The organism is Streptomyces dryopteridis (assembly GCF_049606955.1).
In the GTDB taxonomy this organism is placed as follows: domain Bacteria; phylum Actinomycetota; class Actinomycetes; order Streptomycetales; family Streptomycetaceae; genus Streptomyces.
Map to the genome: position 1 here is coordinate 5,129,523 of NZ_CP187113.1, position 13,156 is coordinate 5,142,678.

General features: G+C 76.2%; 13 protein-coding genes. 6 read left to right on the top strand and 7 right to left on the bottom strand.

Annotation, left to right across the window (positions count from 1 at the left end):
* Nucleotide 1 precedes the first annotated feature (1 nt).
* Entirely contained in the window at nt 2-694 is a 693-nt protein-coding gene (locus tag ACN20G_RS21960; protein WP_424214518.1) for a MerR family transcriptional regulator, read from the bottom strand.
* A 185-nt stretch (nt 695-879) separates the two neighbouring features.
* On the opposite strand from ACN20G_RS21960, the gene ACN20G_RS21965 reads away from it, so the two are divergent.
* The 3 genes from ACN20G_RS21965 to ACN20G_RS21975 all read left to right on the top strand — a co-directional run bounded on the left by ACN20G_RS21965 (nt 880) and on the right by ACN20G_RS21975 (nt 3,364).
* On the top strand, nt 880-1,794 hold the full coding sequence (locus ACN20G_RS21965; RefSeq protein WP_424215631.1) for a hypothetical protein: 915 nt from the start codon (nt 880-882) through the stop codon (nt 1,792-1,794).
* Nucleotides 1,791-2,249, top strand: coding sequence for an abscisic acid-deficient protein Aba4 family protein (locus ACN20G_RS21970; RefSeq protein ID WP_424214519.1), 459 nt, complete (start codon nt 1,791-1,793; stop codon nt 2,247-2,249). The genes ACN20G_RS21965 and ACN20G_RS21970 overlap by 4 nt, the downstream gene beginning before the upstream one ends.
* Before the next feature lie 197 nt (nt 2,250-2,446).
* Complete coding sequence (locus ACN20G_RS21975; protein WP_424214520.1) at nt 2,447-3,364, top strand: esterase/lipase family protein; 918 nt, start codon at nt 2,447-2,449, stop codon at nt 3,362-3,364.
* A 127-nt stretch (nt 3,365-3,491) separates the two neighbouring features.
* Here the strand turns inward: ACN20G_RS21975 and ACN20G_RS21980 are convergent, their stop codons facing one another.
* The 3 genes from ACN20G_RS21980 to ACN20G_RS21990 all read right to left on the bottom strand — a co-directional run bounded on the left by ACN20G_RS21980 (nt 3,492) and on the right by ACN20G_RS21990 (nt 6,532).
* Nucleotides 3,492-4,733, bottom strand: coding sequence for a lytic polysaccharide monooxygenase auxiliary activity family 9 protein (locus ACN20G_RS21980; RefSeq protein ID WP_424214521.1), 1,242 nt, complete (start codon nt 4,731-4,733; stop codon nt 3,492-3,494).
* 306 nt (nt 4,734-5,039) lie between these two features.
* Nucleotides 5,040-5,579 (bottom strand): DUF402 domain-containing protein, encoded by a 540-nt coding sequence (locus ACN20G_RS21985; protein WP_424214522.1) that lies wholly within the window; start codon nt 5,577-5,579, stop codon nt 5,040-5,042.
* Nucleotides 5,576-6,532 (bottom strand): GNAT family N-acetyltransferase, encoded by a 957-nt coding sequence (locus ACN20G_RS21990; RefSeq protein WP_424214523.1) that lies wholly within the window; start codon nt 6,530-6,532, stop codon nt 5,576-5,578. Before ACN20G_RS21990 ends, ACN20G_RS21985 begins: the two co-directional genes overlap by 4 nt.
* A gap of 174 nt (nt 6,533-6,706) precedes the next feature.
* Between ACN20G_RS21990 and ACN20G_RS21995 the strand changes: the two genes are divergently transcribed.
* Complete coding sequence (locus ACN20G_RS21995; RefSeq protein WP_424215632.1) at nt 6,707-7,081, top strand: GntR family transcriptional regulator; 375 nt, start codon at nt 6,707-6,709, stop codon at nt 7,079-7,081.
* A 10-nt stretch (nt 7,082-7,091) separates the two neighbouring features.
* Here ACN20G_RS21995 and ACN20G_RS22000 read toward each other — a convergent pair whose 3' ends face one another.
* Nucleotides 7,092-8,192, bottom strand: a complete 1,101-nt coding sequence (locus tag ACN20G_RS22000; RefSeq protein WP_424214524.1) for a DUF5925 domain-containing protein — start codon at nt 8,190-8,192, stop codon at nt 7,092-7,094.
* A gap of 245 nt (nt 8,193-8,437) precedes the next feature.
* Between ACN20G_RS22000 and ACN20G_RS22005 the strand changes: the two genes are divergently transcribed.
* Nucleotides 8,438-9,244 (top strand): SGNH/GDSL hydrolase family protein, encoded by an 807-nt coding sequence (locus ACN20G_RS22005; protein ID WP_424214525.1) that lies wholly within the window; start codon nt 8,438-8,440, stop codon nt 9,242-9,244.
* A 57-nt stretch (nt 9,245-9,301) separates the two neighbouring features.
* Here ACN20G_RS22005 and ACN20G_RS22010 read toward each other — a convergent pair whose 3' ends face one another.
* Complete coding sequence (locus ACN20G_RS22010; RefSeq protein ID WP_424214526.1) at nt 9,302-11,242, bottom strand: serine/threonine-protein kinase; 1,941 nt, start codon at nt 11,240-11,242, stop codon at nt 9,302-9,304.
* A gap of 332 nt (nt 11,243-11,574) precedes the next feature.
* On the opposite strand from ACN20G_RS22010, the gene ACN20G_RS22015 reads away from it, so the two are divergent.
* Nucleotides 11,575-11,844: a hypothetical protein gene (locus ACN20G_RS22015; protein ID WP_424214527.1), complete on the top strand. Its 270-nt coding sequence runs from the start codon at nt 11,575-11,577 to the stop codon at nt 11,842-11,844.
* A gap of 66 nt (nt 11,845-11,910) precedes the next feature.
* Here the strand turns inward: ACN20G_RS22015 and ACN20G_RS22020 are convergent, their stop codons facing one another.
* Nucleotides 11,911-13,128 carry a CaiB/BaiF CoA transferase family protein gene (locus ACN20G_RS22020; protein ID WP_424214528.1) on the bottom strand — a complete coding sequence of 406 codons (1,218 nt, stop codon included), beginning with the start codon at nt 13,126-13,128 and terminating at the stop codon, nt 11,911-11,913.
* Nucleotides 13,129-13,156: the final 28 nt, after the last annotated feature.

The following is a 13,156-nucleotide window of genomic DNA, read 5'->3' on the forward strand; positions in this document are numbered from 1 at the left end:
CTCAGCCCCCGGCCCCGGCCCCGGTCCCGCTCTCGGTGTCGCCTTCGGCGGCGTCCTCGGGCCGGGCCGGCGGGGGGAAGGCCCCGGCCGCCGCGTCGGTCTGGGCCAGTCGGCGCACGGCCGCGAAGACGGCGTCGCCGAGGACCGTGCCCACGACCACGCTCTCCACCATCCGCTCCCGCCCCCGCTGCGCGGCCACGTACGCGAGATCGGCCGCCGCGACCCCCTCGGCCGCGTCCGCGTAGGAGTCCAGCACGTCCAGGAACTCCGGGTGTCCCACGGCCGTGACCGCCGCCAGCGCCGCCGCCAGGGCCTCGCCGGCCGGGCTCCGCGCCTCGGTCCGCCAACCCCGCCGCTCCACCAGGGACTCGACCCGGGCCCGGGCCGACTCCAGGTCCGCGCCGGGGCGTTCGGGATGCCGGGGCACCACGCCCTCGGCGGCCGCGCCGAGCAGCTTGAACACCGGCCGCTCCCGGTCGTCCACGGCCCGCAGCACCTCGCGCACGGCCGTCACCGACAGGCCGCCCACGTCCACCATGGCCCGGATCACGCGCAGCCGGTGCTCGTGCGCGGTGTCGTACGCGGCCTGGTTCGGGCTGGTCAGGCGGCCGGGGGGCAGCAGGCCCTCCCGCACGTAGTACTTGATCGTCGCCACCGAGACCCCGGTCCGGTCGCTCAACTCGCCGATGCGCACCCGCTGTTCCTCTCGTCGCCCATTGCCATTCCGCCCCTCATTATGGATAGTGGGGCTATCGGATAGTGGATAGTGCCACTATCCGTGATCACGTTCGTCGCTCTCGGGGGGATTCGATCATGCGCTTAACCCTGCCCACACCCGCCGCCGGTCTGCACCGGCCCCTGCTCGGTTTCGCCGGTCTCATGGTGCTCACCGCCCTCGGCTCCGCCGTCGGTCTGCTGGTCGACGACCGGGTCCTCACCGGCGCCCCGATCTGGGCCAAGCCCTTCAAGTTCGCCGTCTCCTTCGTCGCCTACTCCCTCTCCCTGGCCTGGGCGATCTCCCTGCTGCCGCGGTTCCGCCGCGTCGCCTGGTGGGCCGGGACCGCGGTGGTCGCGACCTCCCTGATCGAGATGGTCCTGATCGTCCTCCAGGTGTTCCGGGGCCGCCGCAGCCACTTCAACCAGGCCACCCCCTTCGACGTTCAGGTGTACGACGCCATGGCCGGCACCGTCGTCGTGCTGTGGCTGGCCACCCTGCTGATCGCCCTGTGCCTGCTGCGCGCCCCCCTCGCCGACCGGGCCACCGCCTGGGCCCTGCGCCTGGGCTCGTTCCTCGCGCTCGCCGGCGCCGGCGTCGGCTTCCTCATGGCGGGCCCCACCCCCGAACAACTCGCCCGGGGCGAAGGACGGCCCGAGAGCGGGGCCCACTCCGTCGGCGTCCCCGACGGCGGGCCCGGCATGTTCCTCACCGGCTGGTCCACCACCGGCGGCGACCTGCGGATCCCGCACTTCTTCGGGATGCACGCCCTCCAGCTCCTGCCCCTGCTGGTGCTCGCCCTGACCGCCCTCGCCCCGCGCCTGCCCGCCCTGGCCGCGCCCCGCGTCCGGCTCCGCCTGGTCCTCGTGGCCGCCGGCCTGTACACCGGCCTGTTCGCCCTGCTCACCTGGCAGGCCCTGCGCGGCCAACCGCTGTCACGGCCCGACGCCCTCACCCTCGGGGCCCTCGCCGCCCTGCTCCTGGCCGGCGCGATCGGCGTGCTCCTCGCCCTGCGCCCCGGACCCGGCGCCGCGCCCGCCCCCGCCGCGCCCGAAGCCCCCCGGAAGGTCCCCGCGTGAGCGCGTTCCTCTTCACCCTCTCCTTCCTGCTCGCCGCCCCCGTCTGGGCCCTGATGATCCTGGCCCCGGGGCTGCGGCTGACCGCGCGGATCGCGGCCTCGCCGCTCACCGCCGTGCCCGTGGCCCTGGTGTACGCCGTGCTCGGGGCCCGGATCGCGCCCGAGCTGTGGGCCCTGGTCACCGGCCCCGACCTCGCCGGGTTCCAGGCCCTGGCCGCCGACGCGAGCGGCGCGGGGGCCGCGGCCGCGTGGGCGCACATCATCGCCTGGGACCTGCTGGTGGGCCAGTGGATGTACCGCGAGTCCCGCCGGCTGGGGATCGCCCCCTGGGTGAGCGGCCCGGTGCTGCTGCTGACGATCCTGCTCGCCCCCGTCGGCCTGCTGGTCTTCCTGCCGCTGCGGGCCCTGGCGGGTCGGGCGGCCCGGCGACGGGAGCCGGCGCGCCTCGCGGCCTGACGCCCGGCGCGGGGGAGGGGGCCGCCGCTCCGGGGGTGACGCGCCGTCACCCCTGGGGGTGGGCCTCCCGGTTTTTACCGGCGCGTAACTTCCCCTCTTCGGCGCTCGTCCGTACGTTGTCGACGAGCAGCACCTCGTGATCCGGATCGCGGGTTCCCCCACGGCACCACCCCCACGACCTGCGAGGAGTTCACCTCATGCTGCCCGAATCCCCGCTCCGACGGCTGCTGCGCCCGCTCGCCGTCCTCGCCCTGGCCGCCGCCGCGCTGGTCCCCGCCGGCGCGGCCGCCGCCGCCCCCGCCCCGGCCGCCGTCACCGCCCCGACCGCCGCCGCGTCCGCCGCGTTCGGGTCCCGGGACCGGGGCTGGAACGACTGGACCTGCCGGCCCTCCGCCGCCCACCCCCGTCCCGTGGTCCTCGTGCACGGCACCTTCGGCAACGCGATCGACAACTGGCTCGGCTTCGCCCCCTACCTCGTGGACCGGGGCTACTGCGTCTACTCCCTCGACTACGGGCAGCGCCCCGGGGTGCCGCTGATCAACGGCCTCGGCCCGGTGGAGGAGTCCGCCGGACAGCTCGCCTCCTACGTGGACCGGGTGCTGGCCGCGACCGGCGCCGCCGAGGTCGACCTCGTCGGCCACTCGCAGGGCGGCATGATGCCCCGCTGGTACCTCAAGGAACTCGGCGGCGCCGCCAAGGTGCGCGCGCTCGTCGGCATCGCCCCCAGCAACCACGGCACCACCCTGCTCGGTCTCACCGGGCTGCTGCCCTACTTCCCGGGCGCCCGCGACCTGCTCACCGCCAACACCCCCGGGGTCGCCGACCAGATCGCCGGCTCCCCGTTCATGACCCGCCTGAACGCGGGCGGGGACACCGTGCCCGGGGTCGACTACACCGTCATCGCCACCCGCTACGACGAGGTGGTCACCCCGTACCGGACCCAGTTCCTCGACGGGCCGAACGTGCGCAACGTGCTGCTCCAGGACCTCTGCCCGGTCGACCTGTCCGAGCACGTGACCATCGCGCTGACCGACCGGATCGTGTGGCACGAGGCCGCGAACGCCCTCGACCCCGCGCACGCCGAACGGACCACCTGCGCCTCGGTGCTCGGCTGACCGGAGGGCGGTCGGCCGGCGCGGCGGTCGCGCGGGTGGTCCGTTCGGGGCCGCCCGGGTCGCGCCGGCCCGTCCGGGGGGACGTGACGGGAGGGCGCGACGCGGGCGGTGTCGGGAGCGGGGTCGATCAGCGGCCGTGGCGACCGGCGGCGGCCCGACGACGGGTCAGGCCGAAGAGCACGGCGGCGCCGGCCGCGAGGGCTGCGGCCCCGCCGATCGCGATCGTGGTCGTGGTGTCCGAACCACCGGTCTCGGCCAGGTTCTCGCCCGGACCGCCGGCCGGGGCCGGGGCGTTGGCCTCGCTCGTCGAGGGGGCCGGCTTGCCGACGGTGTTCGGCTTGTCCTTGCCGTTGGTCTTCGCGTCGTCGTCACCGTGACCCGCGTGCTCCACGGTGGACTTGTCGGTGGCCTCCTCGAACTGCGCGTCGGTGGGGACCTGGGCCAGCGGGCAGTCCGGGTCCACGCCCGGGATGCCGGTGCCGGCGCCGGAGCCCGGCTTGCCGCCGCCCGTGCCGGGCTTGCCGGCGCCGCCGGTGCCGTTGCCGGCCGTCCCGTTGCCGCCGGTGCCGTTGCCCGCGCCGCCGTTGCCGCCCGTGCCCGTGCCGGAGCCCGGCTTGCCCTCGCCCGTGCCGCCGTTCCCGGCCCCGCCGGTGCCGTTGCCGCCGGTGCCGTTCTGGCCGCCGTTACCGCCGTTGCCGCCGTTCCCGCCGCCGGTGCCCGCGCCGGAGTCCTTGCCGAAGACCACGTCGGAGCAGCTGTAGAAAGCCTCGGGGCTGTCCGAACGCTGCCACACGCTGTAGATCAGGTGCCGGCCGGACTTGTTCGGGACGGTCCCGGAGAACACGTAGTCACCGCTCTGCATGCCCGGGTCGGTGACCTTCGCGAACGGGGCGGCCTCCAGGTCGGACCACTTCAGCGGCTTGGTCGGGTCGTAGCCGTCCTTCGTCACGTACAGCTCGAAGGAACCCTTGTGCGGGGCCGTGCCCTTGTACCGGAAGGTGTGCGCGCCGGACTTCATCGGGCTCGCCGGCCAGTCGGCGCGCGGCAGGTCCAGGCCCTTGTACTTGGCGTTGCCCGCCGAGCAGAGCTGCCCGTCCGGGATCAGCGACTTGGACTGGCCGGCGGCGTTCGCGATGTTCACCGCGTTCCAGTCGTAGAACGCCTGCGCCCCGCTCGCGGCGACGGCGGCCTTGCAGGCGTCGGACTTCGGCGATTCCGGGCCCTCCGCGTAGCAGGCGGCCACCCGGCTGACCGGGTCCGTCATCGACCCGTGGGCGGCCGCCGGGGTGACGGCGTACGCGGCCACGGCGAGCGGCAGGGCGCCGAGGGTGAGGGCGCGGGCGGCGGTCCGGGAGCGGCGTGCGGACATGGGTGGATCTCCTTCGGGGCGGAGCGGGGTTCGTCGGGGCACCGGAGGCGGACACGTGTCGACGCACGGTCCGGGCTGTGCGGCGCCGATCGCACGTGGTGCGTGCGCGGCGCCGCCTCCGGCCCTCCCTGGCACCGCCAACCTAGCCGGCCCAAGCCCCCGCCCCGCCGGAAAACCGGCCTCCGGGCCCATCCTTAGGGTTCGGTTAAGGAACCCCTAAGCACCGGCACAGGAACCGGCGGGCGGCTCGCTCGTTCTCACGGGTTTCGGCCGGCCCCACCCCGTCGACCTGCCGAAAACCGTCGCTCAGGCCCCGGTGTCCGCGTCGAGCAGGGCCCGCAGGCCCGGTCCGCGCGCCCAGCCCTCCAGTTCGTCCAGGGCCGCCGAGGCCGCGGCGGCCGCCGCCGGGTCCCGCTCGGCCAGGCCGCTCGCCGCGAACTCGTCCTCGTCCAGCCGCAGCACCGACCCGCCGTCCGCCGACACCCACAGGTCGAGGTCCAGGTCCTCCACCGTGATCCGCGCCCCGGTGCCGTCCGGACCGGCCGGGGTCACCTCGGCCGGGCGGGTCACGTCGCAGTACCAGCCCTTGAGGACCCCCGCCCCGTCCCACACCTCCTTCACCGCGAACCACCGGTCGCTCCAGTAGTGCTCCACGAACACGTCCCCCGGGGCGAAGCGCACGAAGCCGAAGTCCCGGGTCCCGGGCGCGGCCCACGGCGCGCGCACCGTGATCCGCGAGCCCCGCGCGGCCACCGGCTCGGCCGGGTACGCGATCTTCAGCCGGCCGGCCTTCACCAGAGAGACCGTCACGCTCGCGGGCCCGACGCCCCCGCCCCCGCCGCTCACGCCGACTCCTCGGCCCGGCGCGCGAACCGGGTCTCGCCGGAGGCCACCGCGTACCCCAGAGAGGTGTTCACGGCGAGCATCGGCGCGTTGCCGTTGTCGTTGCCGGTCAGCGCCGTGTGCGCGCCGCGCCCCCGGGCCAGGCGCAGGGCGTGGGTCTTCGCGAGCCGGGCCAGTCCCCGGCCCCGGAACTCCGCGAGGGTGCCGGTCATGCCCGTCGCGTACCGGCCCGCGCCGTCGATCCGGCCCGCGGTGAAGGCCGCCGGCCGCCCGTCGACGAGGACCACGAGGGTCAGCTCGGGATCCAGCGCCGGACTGTTCCACACGTGGGTGCGCCACCACGCGAAGTCCGCGAACTCCACCTCCACGTCCCCCGGTTCGTCGGCGCTGACCGCCGCGTCCAGCAGGAACATCGGGTGCGGGTCGGCCGCCCAGTCCGAGGCCGGCCTCAGTGTCACCCCGGGCGGCGGCGGCCCCGGGTCGGCGGGGGTGCCCGTGGTCAGGTCCAGGCTCAGGAAGCTCGCCGAGCGGCCCGGGGAGAACCCGCGCCGCTCGGCGAACGCCCGCGGCTCGGCCTCGTCCGGCACCCAGACGAACAGGTCACGGGCGCCCAGCCGGGCCAGGTGCTCCTCGGCGGCGGCGAACAGGGCGCCGCCCGCGCCCAGGCCCCGGGCCTCGGGCAGCACGTCCACCGAGAGCCGGGCCTGACCGGCCGTCGGACTGTCCTCGACGAGCTCGGCCGAGGCGACGCCGACCGCCCGGCCCTCCTCGGTCTCGGCCAGCCACATCCGCAGCCCGGAGGCGTCGCCGGCGGTGGCGAGGCGGAAGGAGACGTCGTCGGCCATGGTCGGCAGCCAGGGCAGGGTCACGGACCGGATCCGGGCCGCGGCCTCTGCGTCGGATCGGTCTGCGGTGCGCAGTTCGCGCACCCGTACGGACAACGAACCATTGATCATGCCGTCGACGCTACGCCCGTACCCGACCCCCTTTCACCCGGTTTTCTCCGTGCCCGGCCGGGGTCGGGCGGGGCCGGGACGCGGGTGCGCGAGAATCGGGGCGTGTCCCCGAGCCCGTCGGCCCGTGCGCCGAAGAACGCGTCCCCGTCCGTGCCCGCCGTCGCCCCCGCGCCGGTGGCCTTCCACCCGGTGATCGACCCGGCCGGCTCCCTCCCGCCCTTCGAGCAACTGCGCGCGCAGGTCACCGAGGGCGCCCGCTCCGGGGAACTGCCGGTGGGTCTGCGGCTGCCCTCGGTCCGGGCGCTGGCCGAGGAGCTGGGGCTGGCGGCCAACACCGTGGCCAAGGCGTACCGGGCCCTGGAGTCCGACGGGGTGGTCGAGACCCGGGGCCGGCACGGCACCCTCGTGGCCGCGACCGGGGAGGGCCCGGCCCGTCGGATCGCCGAGGCGGCCGGGGAGTACGCCGCGCTCGCGCTGCGGCTCGGGCTGACGGAGACCGAGGCGCTGGCCGCCGTGACCGAGGCCCTGCGCTCCCGACGCACCGGCTGAGCCCCGCCCCTCAGAGGTACATCCCGGCCCGTTCGCCCTCGGGCTGGTCCGGGAGCAGGGCGCCGGACGGGCCGCCCCGGCGCAGCGCGTACAGCTCCGCCAGGGTGGCGCCCTCGCGCGGCACGCCCTCCTCCCGGCCCAGCCACTCCACCGCCTCCGGCCGGGTGAGCCGGCCCACCTCGATCCGGGCCAGACAGCGCCCGGGTCGGACCACGGCGGGGTGCAGCCGCTCCAGGTCCTCGTTGGTGGTCACGCCGACCAGCACGTTGCGGCCCTGCCCGAGCAGACCGTCGGTCAGGTTCAGCAGCCGGGACAGGGCCTGCCCGGCGGTGTGCCGGGCCTCGCCCCGGATCAGTTCGTCGCAGTCCTCCAACAGCAGCAGCCGCCACCGGCCCTTCGCGGTGCCCTCGTCCTCCCCGATCGCGATGTCCATCAGGTAGCCCACGTCGTTGAAGAGCCGCTCCGGGTCCAGCACGCAGTCCACCTGGCACCAGTCGCGCCAGGACCGGGCCAGGGTGCGCAGCGCCGAGGTCTTGCCGGTGCCGGGCGGCCCGTGCAACAGCAGCAGCCGGCCCGCGATGTCGTCGGGGGTCACCTTCATGAGCCGGTCCAGGGCCCCGGCCACCGGCGCCGTGTAGTTGGGCCGCACCTCGGGCCAGGTGCCGGCCGAGATCTGCCGGGTGCTGCGGTACGGGCCGCGCCGGGGCGAGACGTACCAGAAGCCCATGGTGACGTTCTCGGGCTGCGGCGCGGGCTCGTCCTTGACCCCGTCGGTGGCCCGGCCGAGCACCTCGGCCGCCAACTCCTCCGAGACGGCGGTCACGGTGACGTCCGCGCCCCGGCTCCAGCGGGAGACGAGCAGGGTCCAGCCCTCCCCCTCGGCGAGCAGGGCGCTGCGGTCGCTGTCCCGGGTCGCGCGCAGCACGGTCGCGGCCGGCGGCAGCAACGTGGCCTCCGGTTTCACCCGGTCGAGGCTGACGCTGTGCGAGTAGGGCTGCTCGCCGGTCGCGAACCGGGCGAGGAAGAGGGCGTCGACGACGTCGGTCGGCGAATCGCTGTCGTCGACGGTGAGGCGGATCGGCAGGACGTGGTGCGGGTCTGCTGCTGACATGGCGCCATGATCGGGCACGCGGGCCCGCCCCGCACCCGTCTTTCGTCGACCGGGGCGCCGACGGGCGGCCGGCGGGCCGTCACCCCGCATCCCGTCGGGGGGTGTTCGCGTTGGCGTTCCCGGGGCGTCGCGCGGTCCTCGTGACCCCGTCCCGCCCTCGTCATTTTTGGCATGAACACTTCCGCTCGGACCGTTCCGCCGGTACACAACCCCAGGACGCCCAACCCCCACACAGGAGACCGCACATGAGAATGTCGCGATCGGCCGCCCTCACGTCCTCCCTCCTCCTCGCCCTCGGCGCCGCCCTCCTCGGCGCCGCGCCCGCGACCGCCGCCCCCGCCGCCGGCGTGGACTACGTCGCCGTTGGGGACTCCTACTCCTCCGGCGTCGGCGCCGGCGGGTACGACTCCGGCAGCGGGAACTGCAAACGCACCACGCGCGCCTACCCGGCCCTGTGGGCCGCCGCCAACGCCCCCGCCTCCTTCGCCTTCACCGCCTGCTCCGGCGCCCGCACCGACGACGTGCGCACCGGCCAACTCGGCCCGCTCACCTCCGCCACCGACCTCGTGAGCATCACCGTCGGCGGCAACGACGCGGGCTTCTCCGACGTCATGACCACCTGCGTGCTCCAGTCCGAGGCCACCTGCGTCGGCCGCGTCAACCAGGCCAAGGGCTACGTGGACAGCACCCTGCCCGGCAAACTCGACCAGGTCTACGACGCGATCCGCGCCAAGGCCCCGAACGCCAAGGTGGTGGTCCTGGGCTACCCCCGCTTCTACAAGCTGAACGGCACCTGCGTCGCCGGGCTCTCCGAGACCGAACGCTCCGCCATCAACGGCGCCGCCGACTACCTCAACGCGGCCGTGCAACGCCGCGCCGCCGCCCACGGGTTCACCTTCTCCTCCGTGGTCGGCACCTTCACCGGCCACGAGATCTGCTCCTCGGCCTCCTGGCTCAACAGCGTCAACTGGACCAACATCGGCGAGTCCTACCACCCGACGGCCACCGGCCAGTCCGGCGGCTACCTCCCGGTCTTCCGCTCCGCCGCCTGACCCGACCCGACCCGATCCGACCCGTCCGGGCCCCGGTCCGACCCCGCGCGCGAGCGCTCAGGTCGGGTCGGGGCCCGGCCCGGTCCCGGTGGAGGGACGCGGCTCGGGATCGCCCGGGCCCGGACCGCCCGGACCGCCCGGGGGAGCGGAGGCCGAGGCCGAGGGCTCCGGCCCCGGCGGCGTGCCCGGCTCCCCGCCCGGGGACGAGGCCGTGGCCGAGGGCCCGCCGGGATCCGGACCCGGGTCCACCCCAGAACCGCACACCACCCGCACCTCCAGCCACGGCGAGGCCGCCGTCTCCGGGGTGCTCGTCTCCAGCCGCACCGCCGCCGGCGTGTGCGGGCCCGCCCCCGTGACCGCTCCGCCCACCGCCCGGCTCAGGGTCCGCGCGAGCGGGTCCCCCGACCCCCAGCGCAGGGTGGTCGGCTCCGACAGGGCCGTGCCGTCCCGGTCCACCCACCGGTAGGAGACCAGCGCCGGGGTCCGGTCCACCGTCAACGTCACCGCCACCAGCGGGGCCGCCGCCCCCGGCGGGCAGACCCCCTCGTACCGGCCCGGCTCCCCGGCCGCCGTCACCCGCACCCGGGTCGCCGTCTGCGTGCCGGCGCCCGGGTCCGGCTCCGCCGGCGCCCCGCCCCGGGCGCTCCGTCCCGGCGCCGCCGCCTTCGGGTCCGCCGTTCCCGACCGGCCCTCCCCGCTCGCGGCGCCCCGGCCCGGCCCCGGGCCCGCCGACCCGGCCGCGGCCTCCGTGCGCAGCGCCCACCACCCGCCCACCACCAGGGCCACGAGCAGCAGCAGCCCGAGACCCGCGAACCCGGCGGCCCGGAGCGTGGCCCGCTCCTGGGCCCGGTAGCCCTTCGGGTCCGGGTCCCCGGCTGCCCCGCCCGACTCCCCGGGCGCGGCCATCGCGAAGGGTTCGGCGCGCGGATCGAAACCGCTCCAGTCCGGGGCCGCCGCCCGCCCCGCGTCCCCGCCCGCCCGGCCCCCCGGCGCCCGCGCCGGACCCGCGAGCCGGCCGAGGCCCTCCCGGATCCCGGCCCCGCCGGCGCCGAGCGGCACCCCGGCCGGCCCGTGCGCGGACCCGGAACGCGCCGAGGCCCCCGCCGACCCCGACCCCGACCCCGATCCCGATCCCGCGGCGGAACCGATCCCGCCGGTGCCCGTCGTGGTCCGTCCCCCCGGGCGCTCGGCCGCGACGGCCCGCAGCAGCCCGGCCGCCGCCGAGGCCGACAGCCGGCGCCCCGGGTCCTTGTGCAGCAGCCCGGTCAGCACGGGGGCCAGCGGGCCCGCCCGGCGCGCCGGCGTGGGCTCCTCGCCCACCGCCGCCCACACCGTCTCCGGCGGACTCGCCCGCCGGAACGGCGAGACCCCCTCCACCGCCGCGTACAGCAGGGCGCCCAGGGACCACAGGTCGGAGGCCGGCCCCACCTCCCCGCCCAGCACCCGCTCCGGCGCCAGGTACTCGGGGGAGCCCACCAGCTCGCCGGTCAGGGTCAGCGCGGTGGCCCCCGCGTACCGGGCGATCCCGAAGTCCGTCAGCACCACCCGCCCGTCGTTGCCGATCAGCACGTTCGCGGGCTTCACGTCCCGGTGCAGCACCCCCGCCGCGTGCGCCGCCGCCAGGGCCTCCGCCAGCCGCTCGCCCAGCGCCGCGACCCGGCCCGGCTCCATCGGCCCGTCCGCCTCCAGGGTCTCGGCCAGCGAGATGCCCCGCACCAGCTCCATCACGATCCACGGCCGGCCCGCCTCGGTGACCACGTCGTAGACCGTCACCACCCCCCGGTGGGAGACCCGCGCCGCCGCCCACGCCTCCCGTTCCAGCCGCGCGTACCACCGCGCCGCCTCCTGCGGGTCCGCGCCCGAGGCCGGCCGCACCTCCTTGACGGCCACCTCCCGCGCCAACACCTCGTCCCGGGCGCGCCACACCACGCCCATCCCGCCCCGCCCCACCGGCCCCAGCAGGCGGTAGCGGCCGGCGACGATCCGGTCCTCGGTCACGGAGCCTCCCCGCAGCGATGTGACGTTCCGTACGTCCGGTCGAGAATCGACGGAAGGGTGATGGAGCGAACGCGCGAACGGATCGGCGTACGCCCGGTCGTGCGACGATCACTCAACGTTACCCGCACGGGGCCCCGTCGACACCGGAACCGGCGAGCGGGCCGCCGGGGCCCGCGAATTCACACGGAGGGTGACGGTCCGTCGCACTGAGTGACAGTCAACTACCGTTCTGTTACAGGGCAATTCACACGAGCGGGATACCCGACCCCCGCGTCGGGGCGATAGGGTTACCCTGCCCGGGCCGGGTGCCCTCGTACGGGTGGGGAGAGATCATGGAACAGATAGCAATGCGCAGCAGGCCGCCCCGCGTGCCTGCCATCAACTGCGGCAGCGGCGCGACCAGCAAGCGCCTCGACCGTCACCTCGCGGTGCTCGGCGGCCCCGCCGTCCCGCACCGGGAGACGGCCGAGGCCACCCTGCTGATGCGCGAGCTGACCACCCGCGACCACGCCCGCCAGGGGCGGAGCCGGAACGAGCGGGTCTCGCTCTTCGCTCCCCTGCGCCGCCTGCGGCGCACGCTCTTCGGCAGCCGCCGAGGCTGACCCCGCCCCGTCCCCGTACGACCTCGGCCCCGACCGTCACGCGAGGACCGCCCGGAACCCGGGCGGTCAGGCGGTCACCCCCTCCCGGCGCAGCGCCGCGATCTCCGGGTCCGTCATCCCCAGGGCCCGCAACACGGCGTCGGTGTGGGCACCCAACCCCGGCACCGCCCCCATCCGCGCCTCCGGCCCGTCCGGCAGCCCCACCGGCGGGCGCAAGGCCGCCAGGGGCCCCACCGGCGTGTCCACCGACCGCCACCGGTCCCGGGCCGCCAACTGCGGGTGCGACCCCACGTCCGCGAGCGTGTTCAGCCGCGCGCACGCCACCCCGGCCGCTTCCAGCGCCGCCACCGCATCCCCGGCCGTCAGCTTCGCGAGCGCCCCGCCCACCAGCGCGTCCACCTCCGCCCGCCGGGCCGTGCGGGCCGCGTTCGTGGCGTACGCCGGGTCCGTCGCGAGCCCCGGATCCCCCAACACCTCCCGCGCCAGCCGCGCCCACTCCCGATCGTTCTGCACGGCGAGCAGCACCGGGGTGCCGTCGGCCGTCGGATAGGCGTCGTAGGGGCTGATCACGGCGTGCGCCAGCCCGGTGCGGGCCGGGGCGGTCCCGCCGTGCAGGGTGTGGTGCAGCGGGTGCCCCATCCACTCGGCGAGCGCGTCCAGCATCGACACCTCCACCACGCCCCCGCGTCCCGTGACCCCGCGCCGCACCAGCGCGGCCAGCACCCCGGTCAGGGCGTACATGGCGGCGGCGATGTCGGCGACCGGGATGCCGGCCTTGACGGGGGAGTCGGGGGTGCCGGTGACGGAGACCAGGCCGGCCTCGCACTGCACGAGCATGTCGTAGGCCCGCTTGTGCGAGTAGGGGCCGGTCGGGCCGTAGCCGGAGAGGTCGACGGCGATCAGCCGGGGGTGCTCGGCGCACAGGGTCGCGGCGTCCAGGCCGAGCCGGGCGGCGGCGCCGTGCGAGAGGTTCTGCACGAACACGTCGGCGTCGGCGATCAGCCGGCGGGCCAGGGCCAGGCCGCGCGGGTCCTTGAGGTTCAGGGCCACCGACTCCTTGCCCCGGTTCGCCCACACGAAGTGCGAGGCCAGCCCGGCGGCTGCGGTGTCGTAGCCCCGTGCGAAGTCCCCGCCGTCGGGCCGCTCCACCTTGACCACCCGGGCGCCGAGGTCGGCGAGCTGGCGGGTGGCGAAGGGGGCGGAGATCGCGTGCTCGACGGTGACGACGGTCAACCCGTCCAACGGCAGCGGCTGCGGGGCCCCGACGGGGCGCGTGGTGTCCATGCGCCATCCTGCCCCGATCCCGCCCCCG

What these genes read in the sequence shown, in the direction of transcription:
- ACN20G_RS22005 (WP_424214525.1), top strand. Translation starts at nt 8,438, where the DNA reads ATGAGAATGTCGCGATCGGCCGCCCTCACGTCCTCCCTCCTCCTCGCC.
- ACN20G_RS22015 (WP_424214527.1), top strand. Translation starts at nt 11,575, where the DNA reads ATGGAACAGATAGCAATGCGCAGCAGGCCGCCCCGCGTGCCTGCCATC.
- ACN20G_RS22000 (WP_424214524.1), bottom strand. Translation starts at nt 8,192, where the DNA reads ATGTCAGCAGCAGACCCGCACCACGTCCTGCCGATCCGCCTCACCGTC.
- ACN20G_RS21965 (WP_424215631.1), top strand. Translation starts at nt 880, where the DNA reads ATGGTGCTCACCGCCCTCGGCTCCGCCGTCGGTCTGCTGGTCGACGAC.
- ACN20G_RS21990 (WP_424214523.1), bottom strand. Translation starts at nt 6,532, where the DNA reads ATGATCAATGGTTCGTTGTCCGTACGGGTGCGCGAACTGCGCACCGCA.
- ACN20G_RS22020 (WP_424214528.1), bottom strand. Translation starts at nt 13,128, where the DNA reads ATGGACACCACGCGCCCCGTCGGGGCCCCGCAGCCGCTGCCGTTGGAC.
- ACN20G_RS21980 (WP_424214521.1), bottom strand. Translation starts at nt 4,733, where the DNA reads ATGTCCGCACGCCGCTCCCGGACCGCCGCCCGCGCCCTCACCCTCGGC.
- ACN20G_RS21975 (WP_424214520.1), top strand. Translation starts at nt 2,447, where the DNA reads ATGCTGCCCGAATCCCCGCTCCGACGGCTGCTGCGCCCGCTCGCCGTC.